The sequence below is a fragment of the Paenibacillus sp. S-38 genome (genome assembly GCF_049942825.1).
In the GTDB taxonomy this organism is placed as follows: Bacteria; Bacillota; Bacilli; order Paenibacillales; family NBRC-103111; genus Paenibacillus_G.
Map to the genome: position 1 here is coordinate 762,251 of NZ_CP187970.1, position 21,712 is coordinate 783,962.

A 21,712-nucleotide genomic window follows, 5' to 3' on the forward strand; every position below is an offset into this window, starting at 1 on the left:
GGAACCACCGCGTGATCCGGCTGATGAAGCTTTAGGCTTTGGGAGAAGCTCCCTTAAGCGGCCCGAGGAAAGCCTTCGGAATCTCCGTTTCAAAGCGCATAAGCTCCTGTGTGGCAGGGTGGATAAAAGCGATCACCCGGGCGTGCAGCCCGAGACGGTTCAGCGTCCGCGACTTCGAGCCGTATTTGCGGTCCCCGGCGATCGGATGGCCGATATCCTGCATGTGCACACGGATCTGGTTTTTGCGTCCGGTTTCGAGGTTGACCTCGAGCAGAGAGAAGTCCCTGGCGGCCTGCAGCACCTTATAGTGCGTAATGGCCAGCTGCCCGTCGTTCGGGTACGGGCCTGAGTACATCTTGAGCGTGCTGCTCTCCTTCAGCCAGGACTTGACCGTCCCCTCCGGCTTCTTCACCATCCCGTCGACCAGGGCCACATAGGTGCGCTCCTTGACCATGTCCTGCCAGGCGTTCTGAAGCGTCTGCTGGGCCTGCTCGTTCTTGGCGAAGAGCATGACGCCCGAGGTATCCCGGTCAAGCCGGTGAACCACGAAGATGCGGCCCGCCGGGTCGTGATGACGGACATGGGCCATGAGCTGGCGGTAGGCGGTCAGCTCCTCCTCCTGCGACGAAGCAGCGATGGAGAGCAGGCCGGCCTCCTTCCGCACCACAATGATGTCGTTGTCCTCATGGAGGATAGACAGCCCGATCAGCGGCGGGGCTTCCACGATCCTCTCTTTGCTCACCGTTACACTTTGCCCGGGAAGCAGAGGATGGTTATAGACCGTCACGGTCTGGCCGTTCACGGCGATCTGTCCGCGGGCGAGCAGCGATTTGACGGCATTGCGGCCCATATTCAGATGGGCTAACAGGAAGCTCAGCAGCTCCCCCGGTTCCTGAACAGGGTAGACCCGGGCTTTGGGCGCCTGCCGGGGGGCTGCCGCTGGGCCTGCCGGGCGAGTGCCGGCAGTTCTGCCCGCCGGACGGGCGGACTTGGCGCCGCGGCGGTCCGGGGAGTCGCCCGATGGGCGGCCTGTCCCTCGGAAGGATGTATGTTTTTTGGTCACTGCAGATTCACTCCGTTCTCTGGTTCTTCCTGCCTATACTATACCACGATCGGCTGCTGATCGTGAAACCGGGGGAATTTCCCCGTGCATGGTATCAATTACCCCAGCCGCTAATATTCTAGGGAAGAACTCCACATCAAACGAGGTGAGAACCATGGCGGTAGTAAAAGCCAGGGAACAGGACATCGATCTGCTGGCAAGGCTGCTCCGCGCGGAAGCGGAAGGAGAAGGCGAGCCGGGCATGATGATGGTCGGCAACGTGGCCATTAACCGGATCCGCTCCAACTGCTCCGATTTCAAGGGCCTTCGCACGATTGAACAAATGGTATATCAGCCGCATGCCTTTGAAGCTACGCTCCACGGCTACTTCTACCAGAAGCCGAGGGACAGGGAACGGCGGCTGGCCCGCCGGGCGGTGAACGGAGAGCGGCTCTGGCCTGCCAAGTTCAGCTTATGGTACTGGCGCCCGCCGGGAGATTGTCCGCCAACCTGGTACACCCAGCCTCACGTGGGCCGGTATAAGAAGCACTGTTACTATGAGCCGAGAGCCGGCATTTGCGATGCGATTTACAGTACGTATTAACATGGCAGTCTGCAGCTGCAGGAATGGCGGTGCAGGACAGCGTCGGAGGAGCCGGAAGGCTCCTTTTTGTTCAAATATAGGAATTTATATCTCGCCCGGGCTCGATCCCGTCATCTTATAAACGCGGTTCCAACATCCCGTTCAGGAACACCTTTTATTATATAGAAGCAAGACATTCCGGTATGCCGGCCGGGAAGGGTGCGGCCTCCGGCTCACGGGTGGTATACTTCTATATAAGCTTGGGGATGTCTGGAAAAGTAAAGGAGTTGACAGCGTGACGGAAGCAGTCATCCGGGCCCGGGGCCTGGTGAAGCGGTATGGGAATTTTACGGCGGTACGGGGGGTGAGCTTTGATGTGTACCGCGGGGAAGTGTTCGGGCTGCTCGGTCCGAACGGCGCGGGCAAGACCACGACGATGGAGATGATTGAAGGGCTGCGGCGGCCCGACGAAGGGCACGCCCTGGTGGCCGGTTACGATACACGGACGCAGCAGGATAAGGTCAAAGAGGCGATCGGCGTCCAGCTTCAGTCGACTTCGCTGTTCGATCTGCTCACCGTGCGCGAGATGGTGCGCATGTATGCCAGCTTTTATCCGAAGAGTGTGCCGGTGGATCCGCTGCTGGAGGATATGATCCTGACGGAAAAAGCCGGGGACCGCGTGAAGCATCTCTCCGGCGGACAGAAGCAGCGGCTGGCCATCGCGCTGGCGCTGGTGAACGACCCGCAGGTCGTCTTCCTCGACGAGCCGACGACAGGGCTGGATCCCCAGGCGCGCCGCACCTTGTGGGACATTGTGCTGCGGCTGAAGGAGAGGGGCAAGACGGTCGTACTCTCGACCCATTACATGGATGAGGCCCACGTGCTCTGCGACCGGATCTGTCTTATGGACAGCGGCCAGGTCATTGCGCTGGATACGCCCCGCAGCCTGGTCCGCAGTCTGCAGTCGGAGAGTGCCGTGGAATTCCGGCTGGCGGAGGCCGAAGGAGGAGCGGTGGAAGAGGGGCAGGAGCTCAGAGTACAGCGTCTGCAGGCGGTAGCAGAAGTGAAGCAGGTGCAGCAGCGGGGTGAGGTGTTCGTCCTGTACACGGACGCGCTGCAGCCGACGCTCGTGGACCTGATCGCTGCGGCCGGGGCGGAAGGGTGGAGCGTGCTCGATCTGCAGACCCGCACGGCGACGCTGGAGGATGTGTTCATCCATATGACCGGAAGGAGTCTGAGGGAAGCATGAAAGCCTATATACAGTTAACGCTGGCCCAGCTCAGGCTCTTCTCCCGCAACCGGCAGGTGCTGATCTGGTCACTCGCTTTTCCGCTCTTCTTCATGGTCATGCTCGGCAGTTTTCTCGGCAGGGGGGATCCCGTATCGGTGAGCGGCGCGGTGGTGGATCTGGACCGCACCCTGGCTTCGCAGAAGCTGGTGACGGCACTGCGGGACAGCCCTGTGCTGAAGCTGAAGGAGGGCGGGGCGGTGGAAGCGGAATTGGACTCCCTGAAGAAAGGGGATAACCAGCTCGTCATCGTTATTCCCGGAGGGTATGCGATGGCCGTGGGCGCGGCTGCGACGTCTGTGGATGTGCCGGAAGAGGCAGTGAGCCCGGAGCGGGGTTCCAAGATGATTCTGGAGGACGGCAGCGTGGGAACGGTTAGCAGTTCGCAGGTCATAACCCTGGTCGTGCGGGATGAGGGAGCACCCTTCCCGCTCAAGGTGTATTACGACGAGACGAACGCGACCGTATCGACCGTGGGTCTGCAGCTGCTCGGACCGATCGTCGACGGCATCGACAAGGAGCTGTCCGGCTACCAACCGAGGCTCGCCATCGAGCCTGAAGGGGTGCAGGCGCTGAAGCTGGCGTATATCGATTTTCTGGTGCCCGGGATCCTGGCCATGATGATCATGTCGAACAATCTGAACGGCGTTGCCGGCCAGATCGCTTCGTGGCGGGAGCGCGGCATCCTGCGGAGGATGCAGAGTACGCCGCTGCGCGCTTCGACCTTCATCGCCGCGCAGATTACGGCCCGGCTGCTGATGAATGGGGCGCAGGCCCTGATTGTCCTGCTCGTCGGGGCCTTGGCCTTCGGCACCCAGGTCCGCGGCTCCTGGCTGCTGCTCATCGGCTTCATCGTCCTCGGCACGCTGGCTTTTATGTCCATCGGCTTCATTGTGGCCGGACTGGCCAAGACGCCGGAGAGCGCGGGTCCGCTGGCCGGGGTCATCTCCTTCCCGCTGCTCTTCCTCGGCGGGGTGTTCTTCCCGATCGGGAGCATGCCGCCGATCGTGCAGAGCATCGTCAAGCTGCTGCCCATCGCCCATCTGACGACAGCCCTTCGTCAGGTGATGAACGTGGGTGCGGGTCTTGATACGCTGTGGAGTGAAGCGCTGCTCCTCGGAGGGTGGACGGCCGCCGCTTTTTTGATCGCGAGCTTCACGTTCAAATGGGAGTAAAACGGGCCGGGGCTTCCGCATGATTTGCACAAAAATGGGAAATGCTACGTCTTGAAGCTGCATATCGTGGAAAGGGGAATTTTAACTGCAGGTTTATGTTCCTCTAATCTTGTCTTAATCTTCGCAAAGTACAGTAAGGACAAGAAACTATGAAGCGAAGGGAAGTAGGACGCGCATGATCTTATATCAAATGGCGAAGAGGCTTGCGGAGCGCAGCCGCCTGAAGAGTACCATCGAGCGGTCCGAAGGCAGTGTGGCGGATGAGCTCCGGACACAAAAGGATCAGGTGGAGGAGCAGCTCATGAGCCAGGCGAGCATCTGGACGGAGGAGGGGCAGGACGAATTCATGCTCACCGAGCTGCCTCCGGAAGGCGAGTGGAACGACATGCAGCAGGCCTGGACATAAATTCCTGAGGAAGCAGGGACCCAGGCTGGAACGGTGCGGAGCGGAGCGGTCAAACCCGGAAGGGGGGCCGCTCTTTTTGTTGTGCCCCTTTCAAGAACTATGGTGGCGGTGCGGCTGGGCCCTGATCCGGTGACGGCGTTTACAAAAAGTTAAGGCCCCCCGTATACAGAGATAATACATCTCCCTTATACTAGGAGAGGAATTAATTCCAATATAAGGAATAGTTGAGAGGAGATGTATTCATGCTTCGCCGTCCTGTCCTTCACACCGCTATCGCTCTACTGACCGCCGCCGCGCTCGCCGTTCCCACGGCCGCCGGGGCCGCCGCCCCCACTCCCGTCCTCCACGATGAGAACCCGAGCGGGAATTTTGGAGATTGGTACACCGGGGCCGTCCCTCCCGGAGCAACGGCGGACAAGCCGGTCATCCTCTTCGTCCAGGGCCTTCATTCAAATTACTCCACATGGCTCGGCACGGACAAATACTATGAAGCGGCATACAATGCGGGTTACCGCACGGCCTTCGTCCAGCTTAAGGATGCGGACGGAGCCGGCGGCAATATGTGGACCAACGGCGCCAAGCTGGCGGAAGTCATCCGCAAGGTCGCACAGCATTACGGCGTGTCCAAAATCAACATCATCGCGCACTCCAAAGGCGGCATCGATACCCAGACAGCCCTTGTGCATTACGGCGCCGCTTCTTACGTGAACGTGGTGCACCAGCTCTCGACGCCGAACAAGGGCTCCGAGCTCGCTGATCTGGCTTACAGCTCCTGGGCGTCCTGGCTGGCCGACCTTCTTGGTAAAAATGACGATGCCGTGTACTCGCTGCAGACCTCGTATATGGCGAACTTCCGCTCTCAGACGGATGCAAGATCAGAGAACAAAGCGACTGTTACATATATGTCGGGCGGCATGGGCGATGACGGCTGGTTCACGAGCTACTGGTTCGCCCATGCGATTCTGCCGGGAGAAGACGACGGAGCGGTTTCGCTCGATTCCGCCTTCGGGCTGCCGTACGGCATCCGCAGCTTCACGAAAGACATCTCGCACAGTGCGATGGTGAAAGCCTCGGAGACGTGGTCGCTGGTGCGTCCGAAGCTCAGTGCGGGCAGCGGTGTGCAAGCTATGGCGCTGAATTCGGCTGAGAAGGGCACGCTGCCTACAGCTCCGCGCCTTGGTAACACCAAACCAGCACCTGCAGCGGATGGAGAAGCCGGCTTCATTTTCCGCGGCGGGGAGGTCAATGGCACAGCGGAAGCCCAGCTGCCGCTGGAGAGCGGGCTGCAGTCCCTGTCCCTGGAGGCGCTGACTTCCAAGGCGGACACGACTCTCGTCCTGCGTTCGCCGTCGGGCCGCACCTACAGCCCGTCGGACGCGCCGTCCGCTCCGGAAGCGGATGACGTGTTCCAAGGGGCCGTCCGCCGCACCTTCCAGGTGGAGAAGCCGGAAGCCGGCATCTGGACGCTGGAGGCATCGGGAACAGGCGACGCGTATTTCGCCTCGGCTCGCCTGATCGAAGGCGGCAAAGGGAAGACCCGCGTGACAGCGGGCAAAAAGGTCTACCGCCAGGGAGAGCGCGCCCAGCTGAACGTGGATCTCGGCAGCCGGGTTCAGGGCTCGCTGAAGCGGGCGGACCTGCATGCCGCAGGCGAAGGCAAGTCGGCGCAGCGCAAGCGCCAGGACGGGGAGCTTCAGGGCACGGGCGAGTTGAAGGACGGCAGGCTGGCAGTGTCGTTCGAGACGCCGCAGGAGGCGGGCGTCTATAATTTGTCGCTCGACGTGGAAGGCACGAACGAGCGCGGAGAGAAGGTAACGCGGTCCGTGATCTATAACTTCGCGGTAACGGACGCGGCGGGCAAGCTGAAGTAAGCCGGCCGGGGAGCTCCGGGGGTTTTCAGCAAGGCCCATGCATGATAATAGCTTGAGCACCGAGGAAGCCGGCACGCGGCTTCCTCTTTGTGTTCCCGGGGGATTCGGTGTAGAATAAAGGGCATACTGCCAACTAAAAACGGGAACGAAGAGGTATGTCCAAACCCATGAAATCCATCGTCTTATCGACGCTTAACGCCAAGTATATTCACACGTCCCTGGCCCTGCGCTATTTGAAGTCATTCAGCGAGAAGGACTTCCCGGATATCCGCATTGCCGAGTATACGATCAAGGATCCCGCGATGAATATCGTGATGGATTTGTATCAGAAGCAGCCGGATGTGGTGGGCTTCTCCTGTTATATATGGAATATCGAAGAGACGATCGTGGTCGTCTCCATGCTGAAGAAGATTATGCCGGAGGTGACCGTCGTGCTCGGCGGTCCCGAGGTGTCTTATGACACCGAGTATTGGATGAACCGGATTCCTGAGGTGGACTTCATCGTGGTCGGCGAAGGGGAGGAGACCTTCCACCACCTGCTGACGGAGCTGGCGGGCAGCCGTGCCTACTACAGCGTATTCGGTACGGCCTACCGCAAGGAGGGCCGGGTGATCGTCAACCCGCCGCGTCCGAAGCTGGACCTGAATGCGATCCCTTCGCCGCACCGGTTCCCCGAGGACATCCCGTCGCTCGCGAACCGCGTGGTGTACTTCGAGACGAGCCGGGGCTGTCCGTTCTCCTGTCAGTTCTGTCTCTCCTCCATCGAAGTCGGGGTCCGTTACTTCGATATCGAGCGGACGAAGAGCGATCTGCTCTACCTGATCGACTCGGGGGCGAAGCTGATCAAGTTCGTGGACCGCACATTCAACATCAAGCGGGATTACGCCATGGACATGTTCCAATTCCTGATCGAGAACCACCGGGGCTGTGTGTTCCAATTCGAGATCACCGCGGACATCATGCGCCCCGAAGTGCTCGATTACCTGGCCGAGCATGCGCCGCCGGGCATCTTCCGCTTCGAGATCGGCGTCCAGTCGACGAACGATCTGACGAACTCGCTGGTGAAGCGCCGGCAGAACTTCACCAAGCTGACGCGCACCGTGACCAAGGTCAAGGAGAGCGGGAAGATCGACCAGCATCTGGACCTGATCGCCGGACTGCCTGAAGAGGATTACAACTCCTTCCGCAAAACGTTCAATGACGTCTTCGAGCTCGGCCCCGAAGAGCTGCAGCTGGGCTTCCTTAAGATGCTGCGCGGCACGGGCATGCGGCATGATGCGGAGAAGTACGGCTACATCTACATGGACCACGCGCCTTATGAGATTCTTGGCAACGACATTCTGCCGTTCTCCGATCTTGTGCGGATCAAGCGGGTGGAGGATGTGCTGGAGAAGTACTGGAACGCCCACCGGATGGATTATACGGCACTCTACCTGATCCGCCGGGAATTCGCCTCCGCCTTCGACTTCTTCCAGGAGTTCGGGGATTACTGGGAGGCGCGCGGCTGGCAGAAGATCGGTCACCAGCTCGAGGATCTGTTCACCCGCCTCCATGCCTTCCTGAAGGACCGGGGGACGAAAGAGCTGCAGGTCATCGAGGGGCTCATGAAGCTTGATTACTATGGCAACCACAAGTACAAGCCGCGCAAAATCTGGTGGGACTTCTCACTGGACAAAGCGAGACAGACCGAATTATACCGGCTGCTCGCCGAGCGCCCGTCCCTGGTGTCGGAGACATTCGCGGAGCTGCGGATCAGCGAGAAGGATCTTCACAAGCATGTGATGGTCGAAGTGCTTCCGTTCCGGCTGGAGACGTACCTACAGTCCGGGGAGACAGACCCGGCCGAGCAGCTGCTCATCGTGTACTTCCCGCCGGATACGTCGCTTGGCGTACAGTACTTTACCATGGATCTGCAGGAAACTCTCGCACTCTGAGTCGGCAGAGGGCCGTCAGTCCATGATTAGGCACATCCATTGTTCATCTCCTAAAGCACTGCGATCAAGGAGGCGGACCCGGATGGTTCGGGCCTCTAATCTTTAGCGTCTCTAACAACTGGTAGCACGGGCTGTCCGCCCATACCAAATACCCCATGGCTCCGCGTCCGGCGGAAACGATGGGGTATTTGTCTTATGAGCCTATGGGTGATGCGGGAAAGCGGCAGGCTTATGGCAGGTAACTGCGAAGAATCGTCAGAGAGCCTTCGAAGGAATAATTGCCGAGATTGGCAGGGAGGAGGTAGCATTCGCCCGGCTTCACGTCGAGCTCGCCGTCAGCCCAGCGCAGCTTGCCCGTACCTTCGCATACGATATGGATTACGAAGCTCTCGGGCGAAGTGTGCAGACTCCAGGAGCCCTCGACTTGTCCTTTTTCGGTGACGAAGAAGGGAGATTGAGCCAAGGTCAGCCATTCGTTCGATGCCGTGAGGTTCGTCTTCATGTAAGTGGAACCGGCATTCTCATAAGCGATGACATTCAGGGAATCTTCGATGTGCAGCTCGCGGGGCTTGCCGTCCAATCCGAGGCGGCCGTAATCGTACAGCCGGTAGGTGCTGTCGGAGTTCTGCTGAATTTCCGCCACCAGTACGCCTGCGCCAAGCGCGTGAACCGTACCGGAAGGAATATAGAAGGAGTCGCCGGCTTCGACGGTGATCTCATTGAGGGCATCCATAATGCGGTTTTCTTCGATCGCGGCGGCAAGGGCTTCGCGGGTCACGCCGTCCTTCAGGCCATAGATGATTTTGGCGCCCGGCTTCGCATCCAGAATGTACCACATTTCGGTCTTGCCGAGCTCGCCTTCGGGGAGGCGGTCATAATGGTCATTCGGGTGCACCTGTACGGACAGGTCATCCTGGCAGTCAAGCAGCTTGATCAGCAGCGGGAAGCGGCCGTTTTTCTTCGAGAAGCCCTTGCTTCCGAAGAAGGCTTCGCCGTACTGCTCACGGATCTGATCGAGACCCATGCCGGCGAGTTCGCCATTGACTACTTTGGTCGTACCGTTCGGGTGGTCACCGATCATCCAGCCCTCACCGATCGGGCCTTCAGGAAGCTCGTGTCCGAATTGTTCGAGGGCCCGGCCGCCCCATACGCGTTCCTTGAATTCCGGTTGGCATTGCAGCGGATATGGTTTCATCTGTTCCACTCTCCTGATTCTATTGGGGTTTAGGACCACCGGGTACAGAACCCGGCAGGCCCCCCATGTTTTTCTATCATGCATTATATCAACCCCTGCCGGGGTTTGGCTATAGGAGAGAAGCCGTAAGAACGCGGGGAGAGGATGTCGGGTTCTGCGCATAACTCAAAAAAGCCCGGTTCTCCGTGTGCGGTGCACATCGGCGGATGCCGGGCTTTGCTGCTTGCTGCTTATTTTCGCTTCTCGACGGCGATCAAGTAAGGGGGCGAATGAACTTGATTCACAAAACGGTACTGCAGCACCTGATACTCCTGCTGGGACAGCCCCGCTGCCCATGCTTCCACCGCATCGGCTTCCTCGCGGCCCCCCGGGTGTCCCGTATACAGTACCACGGTGATGATCCCGCCGCGGCGCAGCATTCGGGAGGAGGCCTGCAGCGCCTGCAGCGTGGATTCGGGCAGCGTCACGGTGCCATGGTCGTCGCCCGGCAGGTAGCCGAGGTTGAACATAATGGCCGCGACCTGACCATGGACCTCCTCCGGCAGTGCCTGCTCCATCTCCGCGTGGCTGCGCAGATGAGGTTGTACCTGCAGGCGGCCCTCAGGCAGCTCTCTGGCAAGCCGCAGCGCGGTTTGCTCCAAGGCCTGCGGCTGAACATCGAAGGCATGTACCGTTCCGGTACCGCCGACGAGCCGGGCCAGGAAGAGCGTATCGTTGCCGTTACCGGCGGTGGCATCCACGGCCGTATCGCCGGGACGCAGTCTCTCTTCCACAAGCTTGTGGGCAAAGCTGAGTATCGAAAGAAAACCCAATGGGGCACAGCCTCCTTCTAGTGAGCAGTGGGGGGTTCCATCAGCTCCCCCGTCGGCACCTCGATGATCGCGTCGCCCGCAGGCGCAGCGGCGGTAGGTTCAGCCGCTGCGGGGGCACCGGCATCCGCAGCGGGCTGGGTCGGCTTCACAGGGGCCGTCGGCGGCGCCGGCTGAACTGCAGGGGGCTTCGGCGCTGCCGGCTGCTTCGTCCCGCCGCTGCTAGTGCCGCTCCCTGCGGAGGGCTTGCTAACGGCCTTGCCGCCGGCCCCCGTACTGCCGCTGCTGCCTGCGGGCGGCGTGGGGCTTGAGCCACCGCTTGTCCCGGCGCCGGCAGGGGCCGGGCTAGCGACCGGGCTGCCGGCTGTGCCGGCCTCCGTCCCCGAGCCGGCCTGGCCTTCGCCGGCCATGCCGCCGCTCCCGCTCTCCGTGGAGCCGTTCCCGCCGGGAGCGCCGCTCACCTCCTCCGGCTTCCCGGTCTGCTGGGAGGGGGCAGGCGGCACTTCCACGGCGGTGGTGTTCGGCGCCGGTTCCTTACTGCAGCCCGGTGCCGCCAGCAGAACGGCCATAAGCAGCCAGATCACCTTTTTCATCCTGTCTCCTCCTCCGCATGTCCGGGTGTGTTCTCTCTATATAACCGTTACTTCCCTATCTTTATCAAGTACGCGCTGAAAGATCGGCCGCCGGCTGCCACTTCTTGCCCTGCCAGGTATTCCGGCGCCGCAGCTCTTCATCGAAGGCATTCAGCACTTCCCACTTCTTCAGGCTCCACATCGGCCCGATGAGCAGATCACGCGGCGCGTCGCCGGTTAACCGATGCACGATCATCTCGGGCGGCAGGAATTCCAGCGTATCGACCACCAGTCGCACATATTCATCCTTATCCAAGAAACGGAGAAGGCCGGCTTCGTACTGTTTGACCATAGGGGTCTTGCGCATGAGGTGAAGCAGGTGAATCTTGATGCCCTGCACATCCATGGCGGCCACGGCACGTCCGGTGTCCAGCATCATCTCATGCGTCTCCTGCGGCAGGCCGTAGATGATGTGGGCGCATACCCGGATGCCGCGGGCCCTGAGCTTCGCTACTGCCTCTAAATAACAATCGGTATCGTGAGCCCGATTGATGAGCTGCGATGTCGATTCATGGACCGTCTGCAGCCCCATCTCCACCCAGAGATAGGTGCGCTCGTTCAGCTCGGCCAGATAATCCACCACGTCATCGGGCAGACAATCGGGGCGGGTGGCGATCGACAGGCCTACGACACCGGGCTGGGCGAGAATGGCTTCATAATACTCCCGCAGCTCTTCAACGGGAGCGTAGGTATTGGTATAAGCCTGGAAATATCCGATATATTGGGCTTCTGGCCATTTGAGGTGCTGCAGATCCCGGATCTTGTTAAACTGCGTGACGAGATCGTCGCGGCGTGAGCCGGCGAAGTCCCCCGATCCCCTGGCACTGCAGAAGGTGCAACCGCCTGTGGCGATCTTCCCGTCGCGGTTCGGGCAGGTAAATCCGGCGTCGAGCATCACTTTGAACACCTTGGTGCCGAACTGCTCGCGCATCTCATAATTCCATGTATGAAAACGTTTATCCCCCCACAAACGCTCCGGGAGCTCCATCGTTCTTTCCATAAAGAATACTCCTTCTATAAGGCCTGAGCCATGCTGATCTTACCTTCTTATTCTACCGAAAAATGACCCTAAAAGCGAACCTTTCCCTTGACAACATACACCTGTGGAGCTGGTCGGATAAGATGCAAGCCCCGTGACCATGCTATGGTTGCAAGGCGGCAACACCAATCCAGCTTGAGAAGGGAGATACTCACAACTATGAACAAGTTCGGCAAAACGGTGGTTGCACTGGCGTTGACGGCGTCTATCGGCATTAGCGGTGAGGCACTGGCATCGACTACGACTGGCACAGGTACGGGGACGACGTCGACTTACGGTACAACCGGCACCGGTACAACAACCGGTACAGGAACCTACGGTACCGGCACCGGTGCGGCCGGCACGGGAACAGGAACGTATGGAACCGGGGCAGGTACAGGGACAACCGGTACTTACGGTACCGGCACAGGTACGGGGACAACCGGCACTGGTACCGGCACTACAGGGACTTACGGCACGACAGGTACCGGCACTACGGGGACTTACGGTACGACAGGTACCGGCGTTACGCACCGCGGCGGCCTCCTGGACCGCATGAACACCAATACCAATGCTAACGACCGTACGGGCTATGGCTACGGCGGTAACTACGGCACTAACTCATACCGTACAACAGCTGCCAATAATAATGATAACGACGGTATGGATTGGGGCTGGCTTGGTCTGATTGGTCTTCTGGGCCTTGCCGGTATGCGCGGCAAAAATCAAAACCAACAGCAGCAGCGTTAATCCAATGATCAGCCTCGGGAGCCCGAAAGGGGAACAGCGGATCATGGTGGAGCTTTCCTTAAAGGAAGCCATGGCCCTGGCCTCGGGCGTTCATTTTCATGCCCAGCCGCAGATTGCGGCCGATGCCCGCAGGAAAGTGCGTTCCAAGCTGGAGACTTCCCTTCTTCCTGAAGCCGATAAACTGTCTTATCAGCTGCTTGAAGTCTAGCCATCCGCCTTGTAAGGCCGTTATCAGGCCGGCTCCCCTGCCTGGGGCAGGGAGGGCCGGTCTTTTCATTCCCTTCGTTAGGGAGTATAATCGAGCCATATCAAGAGCACCTGGAGGAGCAATTTTCATGCGGTTAAGAGGACGTAAAGGAATCAAGGAAGCGCTGGAGGCCCAGCCGGAGCTGGTTGTGCTGGAACCGGAAGCATATAAAGGAAGATGGGCGGAAATATTCGGGAACGACAGGCCGATTCATGTGGAATTCGGGATGGGCAAGGGAAGGTTCATCTCCCTGCTGAGCGCCTTGAACCCGGAGATCAATTACATAGGCGTAGATATGTATGATGAACTGATTCGCAGAGGCGCGGAGAAAGCAAGAGAGTCGCGCGAGGAGCACGGCGGGGATCTGCGCAATCTTCGATTGGCCCGTTTTAACATAGAGCACATCGAGAACATGTTCGAGCCCGGCGAGATTGAGCGGATCTACCTTAACTTCAGCGATCCGTGGCCGAAGAAGCGTCATGCCAGACGGCGTCTCACCCATGCCGGCTTTGTGAACAAGTACCGGGTGATATTGAATGCGTTAGGGGAGATCCATTTCAAAACGGATTCCCGTTCCCTCTTCGAATTCTCGCTGAATTCCTTCTCGGATCTCGGCATCCGGCTGCGTAATATCTCCCTGGACCTGCACGCGGAAGGGCTTCGTACGGATCTGGTGATGACGGAGTACGAGACCAAGTTCTCGGGCAAAGGCATGCCTATATTCCGGCTGGAAGCCGTGCTCGGGGAGCGGGCGCTGGAGCAGCACTTGGATTCGCTGCAGCGTCGTGACCTGGAGGAAGCGGCCGAAGCCGTACGCACGGGAATCGAGAATGAGAATGACGCTGAGAATGACGAAGCATAAGCATAACCTTACGCGGTAACCGCTAACCTGCAGTGCATAAAGCCCCCTCTTCATTCCGGATGGAAAGAGAGGGGGCTTTGCTGTCTTTAGCGCACGAGCTCCATAATGGCCTGTGAACAGCGGGCCGGGGAGTAGGCAGGTCCACCGCCGGCCGGCCGGGACGATCTTGCGTGCGCGATGTCGGGAAAGTGGTCGACCAACTGCCGGAACCAAACGTCGATGGTTTCTGCCGACCGGATCACCTCACCGAAGCCCATCTGGGTGAAGTACTGAAGGTTGCGCTCTTCCTGCCCCGGAATCGGTTTGTGGAACAGCATCGGTATGCCTTTGGCGAGCCCTTCCGTGCACGTCATGCCTCCGGGCTTGGTGATAAGCAGATCCGATACGTCCATCCACTGTGAGACTTCTTTGGTGAAACCGAGAAGGCGGATATTCGGGTGGCGGAACCGGGAGTCCTCGGTCAGTGTGCGGAGAGAGGCCTGGTTGGAGCCTAGACACAGAACAAGCTGAATCTGTTCGCGCCAGAGGGTCAGGTGATGGAGGAACTTGCGGTCTTGGAGCAGCCCCCAGCCTCCGCCCATGACAAGTACCGTGGGAAGACGCTGAAGCCCAAAGCGGGTGCGGAGGTCATCGCGGTTATGCGGCTGCCAGAAATTCGGGTGGACGGGAATGCCTGTAACCTGGACCGAGCCGGAAGGAATGCCGAGACTCTCCAGCTTGTGCTTGACGTCTGCTGTGGAGACGAGATAGGTATTGACCTCGCGGCTGACCCAGGTGCCGTGGGCATCGTAATCCGTAATCACGGTGCACAGCGGCACCTCCAGTCCGAACCGCTTGAGACGGGAGATGACGGCGCTGGGAAAAGGGTGGGTGCACACGATCGTGTCCGGCCGCAGCTGCCGGATAATCGCCGCCGTCTGGGCATAACAGATCCGATGCAGTGCCAGCTGTGTGAGCCGATTCAGCGCCTTCCTGTCCTGAGAACGGTAAACGAGCCCGTACAGCTTCGGCTGTGTTGCGACGGTTTTGCGGTAAGCGCCGATGACCAGCGGGGCGAGCGTGGGATGGAGAAAGGTGCCGAGCTCAAGGACACGGGTCTGCAGATGCGGGGCCAGGAGGCGGAGGCTGTCGGACAAGGCGTAAGCGGCCTGTGTATGTCCGGCGCCGAAGCCCTCGGACAGAATCAGTATTCTTTTCTTTTTGGGCATGATCGTTTACCACACCTCAAATCATAGCTTAATAGTCATGCAGGGCCCCGCCGGTCCGAAAAGACGGCGGGATTACCCGATGAACGCTGCAGCTGCAAGCGCGGCTCCCGTTCCGATCACCGAGCCGGCGAGGCAGTCGGAAGGATAGTGCAGACCGAGATACATCCGGGAGATTCCGACCAGAATGGCGATCGGGAGCAGCACGGCGGCACACCAGGGGGACATCAGCATCAGCGGGACCGTAACCGAGAAGATCGCGGTGGTATGGCCCGAAGGGAAAGAATGATCTTTCAGCGGGTTCTTGTAAGTGATGGTATCCGGCAGAACCAGGTAAGGGCGAAGCCTCGGGTACTTTTTCTTGATGACGGCAACGGGGATATGGCTTACGGCCAGGGCGATGCAGCTCTCAAGGCCCGCGAGCTTCCATGAGCCTCTGCCGAACAACGCCACACACAGCGCGATAAAAATCATGGCGGTAGCGCCCCCCAGGTGGGTGATCCCGTTAAAAAACAGATCCAGCCGCCGGTGCTGCATCCGGCGGTTCACAAAGTTGAACATCCGCCTCTCATGCTGCACCAGCCACGAAACGACGCGATCCATTCGAACCCCTCCTTTTGAAAGTGGGATAAGCTATCCTGCATGCTCATATACATTCATTGTACATAGATTTTGTTATAGGAGTATCAACAGGATATGAAACCGTTGAAAGCAAAAAATTAACTCAGCCTTGACGCTCCCTTAACAATATTCCGTTACGATGGCATGGAATCCGGGCGGACCGTGCGATGGCCCATTAAATATAGTAGGAAGGCGTTTTCCTGCGGACAACTGCAGAATGTGCTCACTCCCTTTTGAATGTTCTACGCGCAAAGTCTCCTTGTGTTTCATTAACTCCAAAAGACATGCAGCGAAGCACCTTCCGCCGTATCTCTCCGAATCCCAGAAGCTCTATATGAGCTTCCAATGCAGTTTTGTTCACAATCTCATCACATTAGAGGTGTTTCAACAAAACTTGTGGGAGGTTAATCATGAGAGTAGCCCTGTTTACGGATACGTTCGTGCCGGATGTGAACGGTGTGGCGAAGACGCTCGGCCGGTGGGTGCAGTATCTTGAAGCCCGGGGAGTGGAATGCAGAGTGTTCGCCCCCCAGAGCCCCGCCGCCGCCGAAGCGGACCAATGGATGGTAGAGCGGTTCTACAGCATTCCCTTCTCCTTGTATCCGGAATGCCGGATGGCCATTCCCAATCCCATGAATCTGAAGAAAGCATTGAAGGCTTTCTCTCCGGATCTGATTCATCTGGCGACGCCGTTCAACCTGGGACTTGTGGGGCTTCACTATGCGAGGCGCAAGGGGATTCCCGCGGTGGCCTCCTACCACACTCATTTTGATCAATATCTGGCCTACTATAAGCTGCAGTGGATGGAGCCCATGCTGTGGAAGTATATGCTCTGGTTTCATCAGGACTGCCGCCGTATTTTCGTTCCGTCCCGTTCAACTCTGAAGCACCTGGAGAACAAAGGGCTCAAAGAACTTGAGATTTGGTCGCGGGGGGTGGATGTCAAGCGGTTCCATCCGGTCGTAGACCGGGAGGAGGTGCTCCGGACATGCAACATTTCGCCGGAAAAATTCGTCTTGTTGTTTGTAGGGAGGCTTGCTGTCGAGAAGAGCGTGGATATGCTCTTCAGCACGCTCGATTCGCTTCCTGAGACGATCCGCTCCCGTGCCCATCTGGTGGTGGCCGGGGATGGCCCTCTGCTTCAGCCGCTTCAGGAGCAGTACGGGATGCGCAGCGATGTGACGTTCACGGGTTTTCGTGAAGGAAAGCCGCTAAGTGACTTGTATGCAGCGGCGGATGTGTTCCTGTTCCCGTCGGCTACAGAGACGTTCGGCAACGTGGTGCTTGAAGCCATGGCTTCGGGAACCCCGGTCGTCGGAGCCGATGCCGGGGGAGTGGGGGATACGGTGCGGCATGGGGTGACAGGCTTGCTCTGCCGGCCGGGAAGTGTGTCGGATTTTGTCGGGGCGGTAGAACGGCTGTATAATAACCATTGGCTGCGCACAGAGCTTGGCGGTGCCGGAAGGACCTACAGTCTGAATCAGTCCTGGGAGTCGATTTTTGACGGATTGTTTGCGAGCTGCAGGAGAGTATTGGATGCGGACGGCACGCAGGGAAGCTCGAACCAAGCCTCAGGGAAGTAGCGGAGGCTTCTCAGGATACCGTTTTCTTTTAATTGCGGAGCCGATTTGTGCAGGATCCCCCAAGCGGTATACAGAAAGTTTTTTCCAGCCCTGGCTTATAAAATGATTGAAAATCGATGAAAATAAGACGTAAAAAGCTGGATGCCGGAGCGTCCGAGGGGAATATCGGCTATTTTTGCGTGAATTGCCTCGGTATTGAGGGCAGGAAGGTCCCTGAAGCTTTTGACAAATGCATGCAAAGAGAGGAAAATCATATTCGGCGACCCTCGCAATGGGGGAATCCCTATCGAAATGGATGTAAAGGCGCTATCAAAAAAAGACATAAGGGGTACATACAAAAAAAGGGGGATGTTGCATGTTAGACAGTTTACTGTTAGGCCTGCAGATTGTGCTGGCTTGCATCGGGGCCTACCAGCTGGTTCTGACGTTTTTCGGCTGGTATCGCCGCAGAAACCGGGCCGAACACGCTCCGCAAAAGTCGTTTGCCGTATTGGTCGCCGCTCATAACGAAGAGCAGGTGGTCGGAGCGCTGATTGAGAATCTCAAGAATCTCGACTATCCAAAAGAGCTTTATGATATATTCGTCATCTGCGACAATTGCTCGGACCAGACGGCGCAGATCGCAAGAGATGCCGGCGTGCATGCCTGCGAACGCCACAATCCGCAGCTGCGGGGCAAAGGCTTTGCCATCGAGTGGATGCTGAAGGAGCTTTGGAAAATGCCCCGGCAGTATGACGCCGTGGTTATGTTCGATGCCGACAACCTGGTCAATCCGGACTATCTGAGACACATGAACAATGACCTGTGCAACGGTTCGCAGGTTATCCAGGCTTATCTCGATACGAAGAATCCGCACGATTCCTGGATTACGGCCGCTTACGCGATCACGTATTGGTACTGCAACCGCCTGTGGCAGCTGCCTCGTACGAACCTCGGCCTCGCCAACTATCTCGGCGGGACGGGCATGTGCTTCGAGACCAACCTCCTGAAGGAAATCGGCTGGGGGGCCACAAGCCTGGTTGAGGACTTGGAGTTCACCATGCGCTGCGTAATGCGGGGCATTAATCCGACCTTCAATTACGATGCGAAGGTGTACGACGAGAAGCCGCTGACCTTCAAGGCTTCCGCGCGCCAGCGCCTTCGCTGGATGCAGGGTCACTTCGATGTCGCCAGACGCTACTTCTTCCCGCTGTTCTGGAGAGGGATCAAGGAAGGCAGCTGGGCGAAGATCGATACGGCCGTCTATGCGCTGAACGTTTACAACCTGTTCATTGGTTCGATCGTTACGGTCATTCTCTGGATCAATGCGGTGCTTCCGAATGTGGAGAAGTTTCCGTCTTTGTACGAGATGGCGCCTTATGCGTTCGGTATATTCTCCGTTCTTACGTATGCTCAGTTCGTGGTCGCGCTGGTTCTTGAGAAGGCGCCGCTCAAAACTTACAAGTACCTGTTCGCGTTCCCGGTATATCTGCTGTCCTGGTGGCCGATTACGTTCTACGCTTTCTTCACCCAGAACAACAAGCAGTGGAGCCATACCGAGCATACCCGTGTCATCCGTCTGGAAGACATGCAGAGCAAGCAGGCTTCATAATTTAGGTTGACATCTATTAGGCCATTGTGATATATTACTTTGGTGCGAAAGAAGAAGCGCCCGCTTCTCACCTGTCCGACCCCGGTTGGCTGGTTATGTTAGAGTGACCTTGAACAGTCTGTCCGATCTTTTTATGCCGGGCAGCGATCACTTGAAACCAAACCGACGTGGGCGTACCAAGCGCCCGCGTCTTTTTTTATAATCCCTTTTGGAGGTGGCAGGTTATCAGTACAGAGCACATGATTAACGAAGAAATTCGGGCGAGAGAAGTTCGTATGATTGGTGCGGACGGAGAGCAGCTGGGCATCATGCCGATTCGCGAAGCGCTGCAGATGGCGCAGGACTTGAATCTGGACCTGGTGAACGTGGCTCCTACGGCTAAACCACCGGTATGCCGGGTGATGGACTACGGGAAGTTCCGCTATGAAACGCAGAAGAAAGAGAAGGAAGCCCGTAAGAACCAGAAGATCGTCGACCTGAAGGAAATCCGTCTAAGTGCAACGATCGATGAGCACGACTTCCAGACGAAGCTGCGCAACGTCGAGAAATTCCTGAGCGATGGTGACAAGGTCAAGCTGTCGGTCCGCTTCCGCGGCCGCGAGATTGCCCATGCATCCATCGGACAGAAGGTTCTTGAGCGTATGGCTGCCACTGTGGAAGAACTCTGCGTAGTAGAGCGCAGACCGAAGCTCGAAGGACGCAGCATGATCATGATTCTGGCTCCGAAGCAGCAGCAGTAGCATTTTACTTATTCTTTAAGGAGGAACACCCCATGCCTAAGATGAAGACTCACAGCAGCTTGAAAGACCGTTTCAAAATTACCGGTACCGGTAAAGTAAAACGCTATAAAGCGTACAAAAACCACCTGCTGTCCGGCAAGTCCGCCCGTCAAAAGCGTGTACTGGGTACAAACCCGGTTATGGCTCCCGGCGATGTAAGACGCCTGAAGCAGCAGCTCGGCAATATCTAATTCATATCCGCTTTACGTTTGCACGTTTTAGATACTTAGACCACTTTGGAGGTAGAATTTCATGGCAAGAGTGAAAGGCGGTTTCATCCGCACGCGTCGTCGCAAGAAGATCCTGAAACTTGCAAAAGGTTACTTCGGTTCCAAACATAGATTATTTAAAACAGCTAAAGAACAGGTTATGAAATCCCTGGTCTACGCATACCGTGACCGCCGTCAGAACAAGCGTGACTTCCGCAGACTGTGGATCGTGCGGATCAATGCCGCTGCCCGTCAGAATGGCCTGTCCTACAGCAAGCTGATGCACGGCCTGAAGCTGGCTGAAGTACAAGTAAACCGCAAGATGCTCGCTGACCTCGCAGTTAACGACATCACAGCGTTCAACTCCCTCGCTGATACGGCGAAGCAAAAGCTGAACGCCTAAATCTTGCGTCAGCAAAATCCCCCGCAGAGGTGCTCCTGAGAGTGCCTGCTGCGGGGGATTTTTTGCGTTCATGCAGGGAAGGGGAAGGAGAGCCATATGTACGGCCGGCGAAAGGGCGCCGGGGATGAGCGCATGGCTGAGCCGGAAGAAACGGCAAAAAGCCCCTGCCGGCACTGGCCGAACCGGACTCTAAGGTTCCGTTCAGCCAATGCGGGAAGGGGGGGCAAATGCACTTATGTAAGCCGCTAAGATTCCGGGGTGACGGTAAACTGGGCCTCAGGCACCCAGCTGTGGCGGTAGAAGTCCCGGCCTTTGATCTGAACGCGGTCGGGATACACCTCCACATAGAGCCCTTCGCTTTCTTCGGGGCCGTTCATCTGGTCGCCGCCGCCCGGTTTTTCTCTCCAGGTCTCAATGACGGCGGACGAATTCACCATCGTGAACTTGTCCTGCACGAGGGTCTGCGGATGCTTGAGCTCCCAGTGGGTATGGCCGGAGAACAGAATAACCTGCGGATACTTCGAGAGGATCTTCTTCAGCTCTTCATGCTGGATGACGGCGCGGCTGTTCGTGCAGCAGAAATGGGTCCCCGATACGGTGTAAGGCAGGGGCTGATGCAGGAAGACGAAGATCGGTTTGCCGGGCTCCGAGACCTTCAGGGTGCTCTTCAGCCAGTTGAGCTGCGTATCAGACAAGTAGGCGTCTTCCCCGTTGTTTGGGTCGGACTGGCGGTACCGCTCCGAGCCCAGGAAGATGAATTGATAGCCGTTAAAGACCTGACTTGTGTATAGCTGCTCCCGGCCCGCAAACGTCAGGAAGCGAGAGATCGAAGCCTGCTCGGTCTCGCCGTTCGGAAACGTGTTTCCGTTCCACTCCCGTTTACCGTCATACCAAGCCTTGAAGAACTCGTGATTGCCGATCGAGGTGAAGATGGTATCCGGGTGCGGGTTGTCCTGCAGCAGGTCCTGGAGCTTCACGTAATCTTCCGTCATGCCTTCGGTCAGGTCGCCGTTCAGGACCAGGGCGGCCGTGTCCGGATTGATCGCTTCGATATCGTTCAGCGCCTGGCTCAGCTTTCGGTGGGAGATCTTGTTCCACGCTTGGACATGGACGTCGCTGAGTACGGCGAACGTAAAGGACGGCTCCGCTTGAGGGATGGGAGGCGCAGGCACACCCGGTTTATCGGCGGAAGCCGAGAGGGTCTGAACAAAGCGGGAGTCCGGCTTCGGATTCCCGGCCCCGCTGCCGGCCTGAGCAAGCAAGCCCGGTGTATGCAAAAGAGGAGCGGCTGCAGAGGAGGCGATGAGGGCGGGCAGCAGGGATAGGGAGAACAAGGTGTTTTTAAAGAAACGTCGCAATGGGAAATCACTCCTTCTGTTGATGTTAGGATGCTTCTATCCAATAACCTTTAATCTCGGGGTAAGAATCATCCTTCAGAGAGGCCGGGCTTCAAAAAGCGGCCGATCAATAGGTCACTCTATGGTCATCGGACGGCAGCCGGAACAGGAC

22 protein-coding genes are annotated in these 21,712 nt (G+C 58.0%); 14 read left to right on the forward strand and 8 right to left on the reverse strand.

The window, feature by feature from the left end:
* Nucleotides 1-31: 31 nt before the first annotated feature.
* Entirely contained in the window at nucleotides 32-1,063 is a 1,032-nt protein-coding gene (locus tag ACP26L_RS03670) for an RluA family pseudouridine synthase (protein ID WP_426451164.1), read from the reverse strand.
* Nucleotides 1,064-1,217: 154 nt separating this feature from the next.
* Here ACP26L_RS03670 and ACP26L_RS03675 point away from each other — a divergent pair, with 154 nt between their 5' ends.
* From ACP26L_RS03675 to ACP26L_RS03700, 6 genes are all read left to right on the forward strand, one after another.
* Nucleotides 1,218-1,646: a cell wall hydrolase gene (locus ACP26L_RS03675; protein ID WP_426451165.1), complete on the forward strand. Its 429-nt coding sequence runs from the start codon at nucleotides 1,218-1,220 to the stop codon at nucleotides 1,644-1,646.
* Between the two features lie 274 nt (nucleotides 1,647-1,920).
* Nucleotides 1,921-2,874: an ABC transporter ATP-binding protein gene (locus ACP26L_RS03680; RefSeq protein WP_426451167.1), complete on the forward strand. Its 954-nt coding sequence runs from the start codon at nucleotides 1,921-1,923 to the stop codon at nucleotides 2,872-2,874.
* Nucleotides 2,871-4,088: an ABC transporter permease gene (locus ACP26L_RS03685; protein ID WP_426451169.1), complete on the forward strand. Its 1,218-nt coding sequence runs from the start codon at nucleotides 2,871-2,873 to the stop codon at nucleotides 4,086-4,088. The genes ACP26L_RS03680 and ACP26L_RS03685 overlap by 4 nt, the downstream gene beginning before the upstream one ends.
* A 175-nt stretch (nucleotides 4,089-4,263) precedes the next feature.
* Entirely contained in the window at nucleotides 4,264-4,494 is a 231-nt protein-coding gene (locus ACP26L_RS03690) for a hypothetical protein (RefSeq protein WP_014649332.1), read from the forward strand.
* Between the two features lie 242 nt (nucleotides 4,495-4,736).
* The gene (locus tag ACP26L_RS03695; RefSeq protein WP_426451170.1) at nucleotides 4,737-6,365 is read left to right on the forward strand and encodes an esterase/lipase family protein; all 1,629 of its coding nucleotides are present in this window, start codon (nucleotides 4,737-4,739) and stop codon (nucleotides 6,363-6,365) included.
* 167 nt (nucleotides 6,366-6,532) lie between these two features.
* Nucleotides 6,533-8,299 carry a B12-binding domain-containing radical SAM protein gene (locus tag ACP26L_RS03700; protein WP_426451172.1) on the forward strand — a complete coding sequence of 589 codons (1,767 nt, stop codon included), beginning with the start codon at nucleotides 6,533-6,535 and terminating at the stop codon, nucleotides 8,297-8,299.
* A gap of 229 nt (nucleotides 8,300-8,528) precedes the next feature.
* Here the strand turns inward: ACP26L_RS03700 and ACP26L_RS03705 are convergent, their stop codons facing one another.
* The 4 genes from ACP26L_RS03705 to ACP26L_RS03720 all read right to left on the reverse strand — a co-directional run bounded on the left by ACP26L_RS03705 (nucleotide 8,529) and on the right by ACP26L_RS03720 (nucleotide 11,935).
* The gene (locus ACP26L_RS03705; RefSeq protein WP_426451174.1) at nucleotides 8,529-9,494 is read right to left on the reverse strand and encodes a type I phosphomannose isomerase catalytic subunit; all 966 of its coding nucleotides are present in this window, start codon (nucleotides 9,492-9,494) and stop codon (nucleotides 8,529-8,531) included.
* A 230-nt stretch (nucleotides 9,495-9,724) separates the two neighbouring features.
* Entirely contained in the window at nucleotides 9,725-10,306 is a 582-nt protein-coding gene (locus ACP26L_RS03710) for a class I SAM-dependent methyltransferase (protein ID WP_426451176.1), read from the reverse strand.
* A 17-nt stretch (nucleotides 10,307-10,323) separates the two neighbouring features.
* Nucleotides 10,324-10,896 (reverse strand): hypothetical protein, encoded by a 573-nt coding sequence (locus tag ACP26L_RS03715; protein ID WP_426451177.1) that lies wholly within the window; start codon nucleotides 10,894-10,896, stop codon nucleotides 10,324-10,326.
* A 64-nt stretch (nucleotides 10,897-10,960) separates the two neighbouring features.
* Complete coding sequence (locus ACP26L_RS03720) at nucleotides 10,961-11,935, reverse strand: TIGR01212 family radical SAM protein (RefSeq protein WP_426451178.1); 975 nt, start codon at nucleotides 11,933-11,935, stop codon at nucleotides 10,961-10,963.
* Nucleotides 11,936-12,133: 198 nt separating this feature from the next.
* Between ACP26L_RS03720 and ACP26L_RS03725 the strand changes: the two genes are divergently transcribed.
* From ACP26L_RS03725 to trmB, 3 genes are all read left to right on the forward strand, one after another.
* Nucleotides 12,134-12,703 (forward strand): WGxxGxxG family protein, encoded by a 570-nt coding sequence (locus ACP26L_RS03725; protein ID WP_426451180.1) that lies wholly within the window; start codon nucleotides 12,134-12,136, stop codon nucleotides 12,701-12,703.
* A 4-nt stretch (nucleotides 12,704-12,707) separates the two neighbouring features.
* The gene (locus tag ACP26L_RS03730) at nucleotides 12,708-12,911 is read left to right on the forward strand and encodes a hypothetical protein (RefSeq protein ID WP_426451182.1); all 204 of its coding nucleotides are present in this window, start codon (nucleotides 12,708-12,710) and stop codon (nucleotides 12,909-12,911) included.
* Between the two features lie 127 nt (nucleotides 12,912-13,038).
* Nucleotides 13,039-13,812 carry a tRNA (guanosine(46)-N7)-methyltransferase TrmB gene (gene trmB, locus ACP26L_RS03735; protein ID WP_426451183.1) on the forward strand — a complete coding sequence of 258 codons (774 nt, stop codon included), beginning with the start codon at nucleotides 13,039-13,041 and terminating at the stop codon, nucleotides 13,810-13,812.
* Between the two features lie 86 nt (nucleotides 13,813-13,898).
* Here the strand turns inward: trmB and ACP26L_RS03740 are convergent, their stop codons facing one another.
* A complete protein-coding gene (locus ACP26L_RS03740) occupies nucleotides 13,899-15,020 on the reverse strand; it encodes an MGDG synthase family glycosyltransferase (RefSeq protein WP_426451185.1) in 1,122 nt (373 codons plus the stop codon).
* Between the two features lie 72 nt (nucleotides 15,021-15,092).
* A complete protein-coding gene (locus tag ACP26L_RS03745) occupies nucleotides 15,093-15,620 on the reverse strand; it encodes a phosphatase PAP2 family protein (RefSeq protein WP_426451186.1) in 528 nt (175 codons plus the stop codon).
* A gap of 428 nt (nucleotides 15,621-16,048) precedes the next feature.
* Between ACP26L_RS03745 and ACP26L_RS03750 the strand changes: the two genes are divergently transcribed.
* From ACP26L_RS03750 to rplT, 5 genes are all read left to right on the forward strand, one after another.
* A complete protein-coding gene (locus tag ACP26L_RS03750; protein ID WP_426451188.1) occupies nucleotides 16,049-17,221 on the forward strand; it encodes a glycosyltransferase family 4 protein in 1,173 nt (390 codons plus the stop codon).
* 355 nt (nucleotides 17,222-17,576) lie between these two features.
* Nucleotides 17,577-18,812, forward strand: a complete 1,236-nt coding sequence (locus ACP26L_RS03755; RefSeq protein ID WP_426451190.1) for a glycosyltransferase family 2 protein — start codon at nucleotides 17,577-17,579, stop codon at nucleotides 18,810-18,812.
* A 239-nt stretch (nucleotides 18,813-19,051) separates the two neighbouring features.
* Nucleotides 19,052-19,552, forward strand: coding sequence for a translation initiation factor IF-3 (gene infC / locus ACP26L_RS03760; RefSeq protein ID WP_013914487.1), 501 nt, complete (start codon nucleotides 19,052-19,054; stop codon nucleotides 19,550-19,552).
* 32 nt (nucleotides 19,553-19,584) lie between these two features.
* Nucleotides 19,585-19,782 carry a 50S ribosomal protein L35 gene (gene rpmI, locus ACP26L_RS03765; protein ID WP_426451192.1) on the forward strand — a complete coding sequence of 66 codons (198 nt, stop codon included), beginning with the start codon at nucleotides 19,585-19,587 and terminating at the stop codon, nucleotides 19,780-19,782.
* 61 nt (nucleotides 19,783-19,843) lie between these two features.
* Nucleotides 19,844-20,203: a 50S ribosomal protein L20 gene (gene rplT / locus ACP26L_RS03770; protein ID WP_013914489.1), complete on the forward strand. Its 360-nt coding sequence runs from the start codon at nucleotides 19,844-19,846 to the stop codon at nucleotides 20,201-20,203.
* Between the two features lie 245 nt (nucleotides 20,204-20,448).
* Here rplT and ACP26L_RS03775 read toward each other — a convergent pair whose 3' ends face one another.
* Nucleotides 20,449-21,561 carry a metallophosphoesterase family protein gene (locus ACP26L_RS03775; RefSeq protein ID WP_426451194.1) on the reverse strand — a complete coding sequence of 371 codons (1,113 nt, stop codon included), beginning with the start codon at nucleotides 21,559-21,561 and terminating at the stop codon, nucleotides 20,449-20,451.
* Nucleotides 21,562-21,712 lie beyond the last annotated feature (151 nt).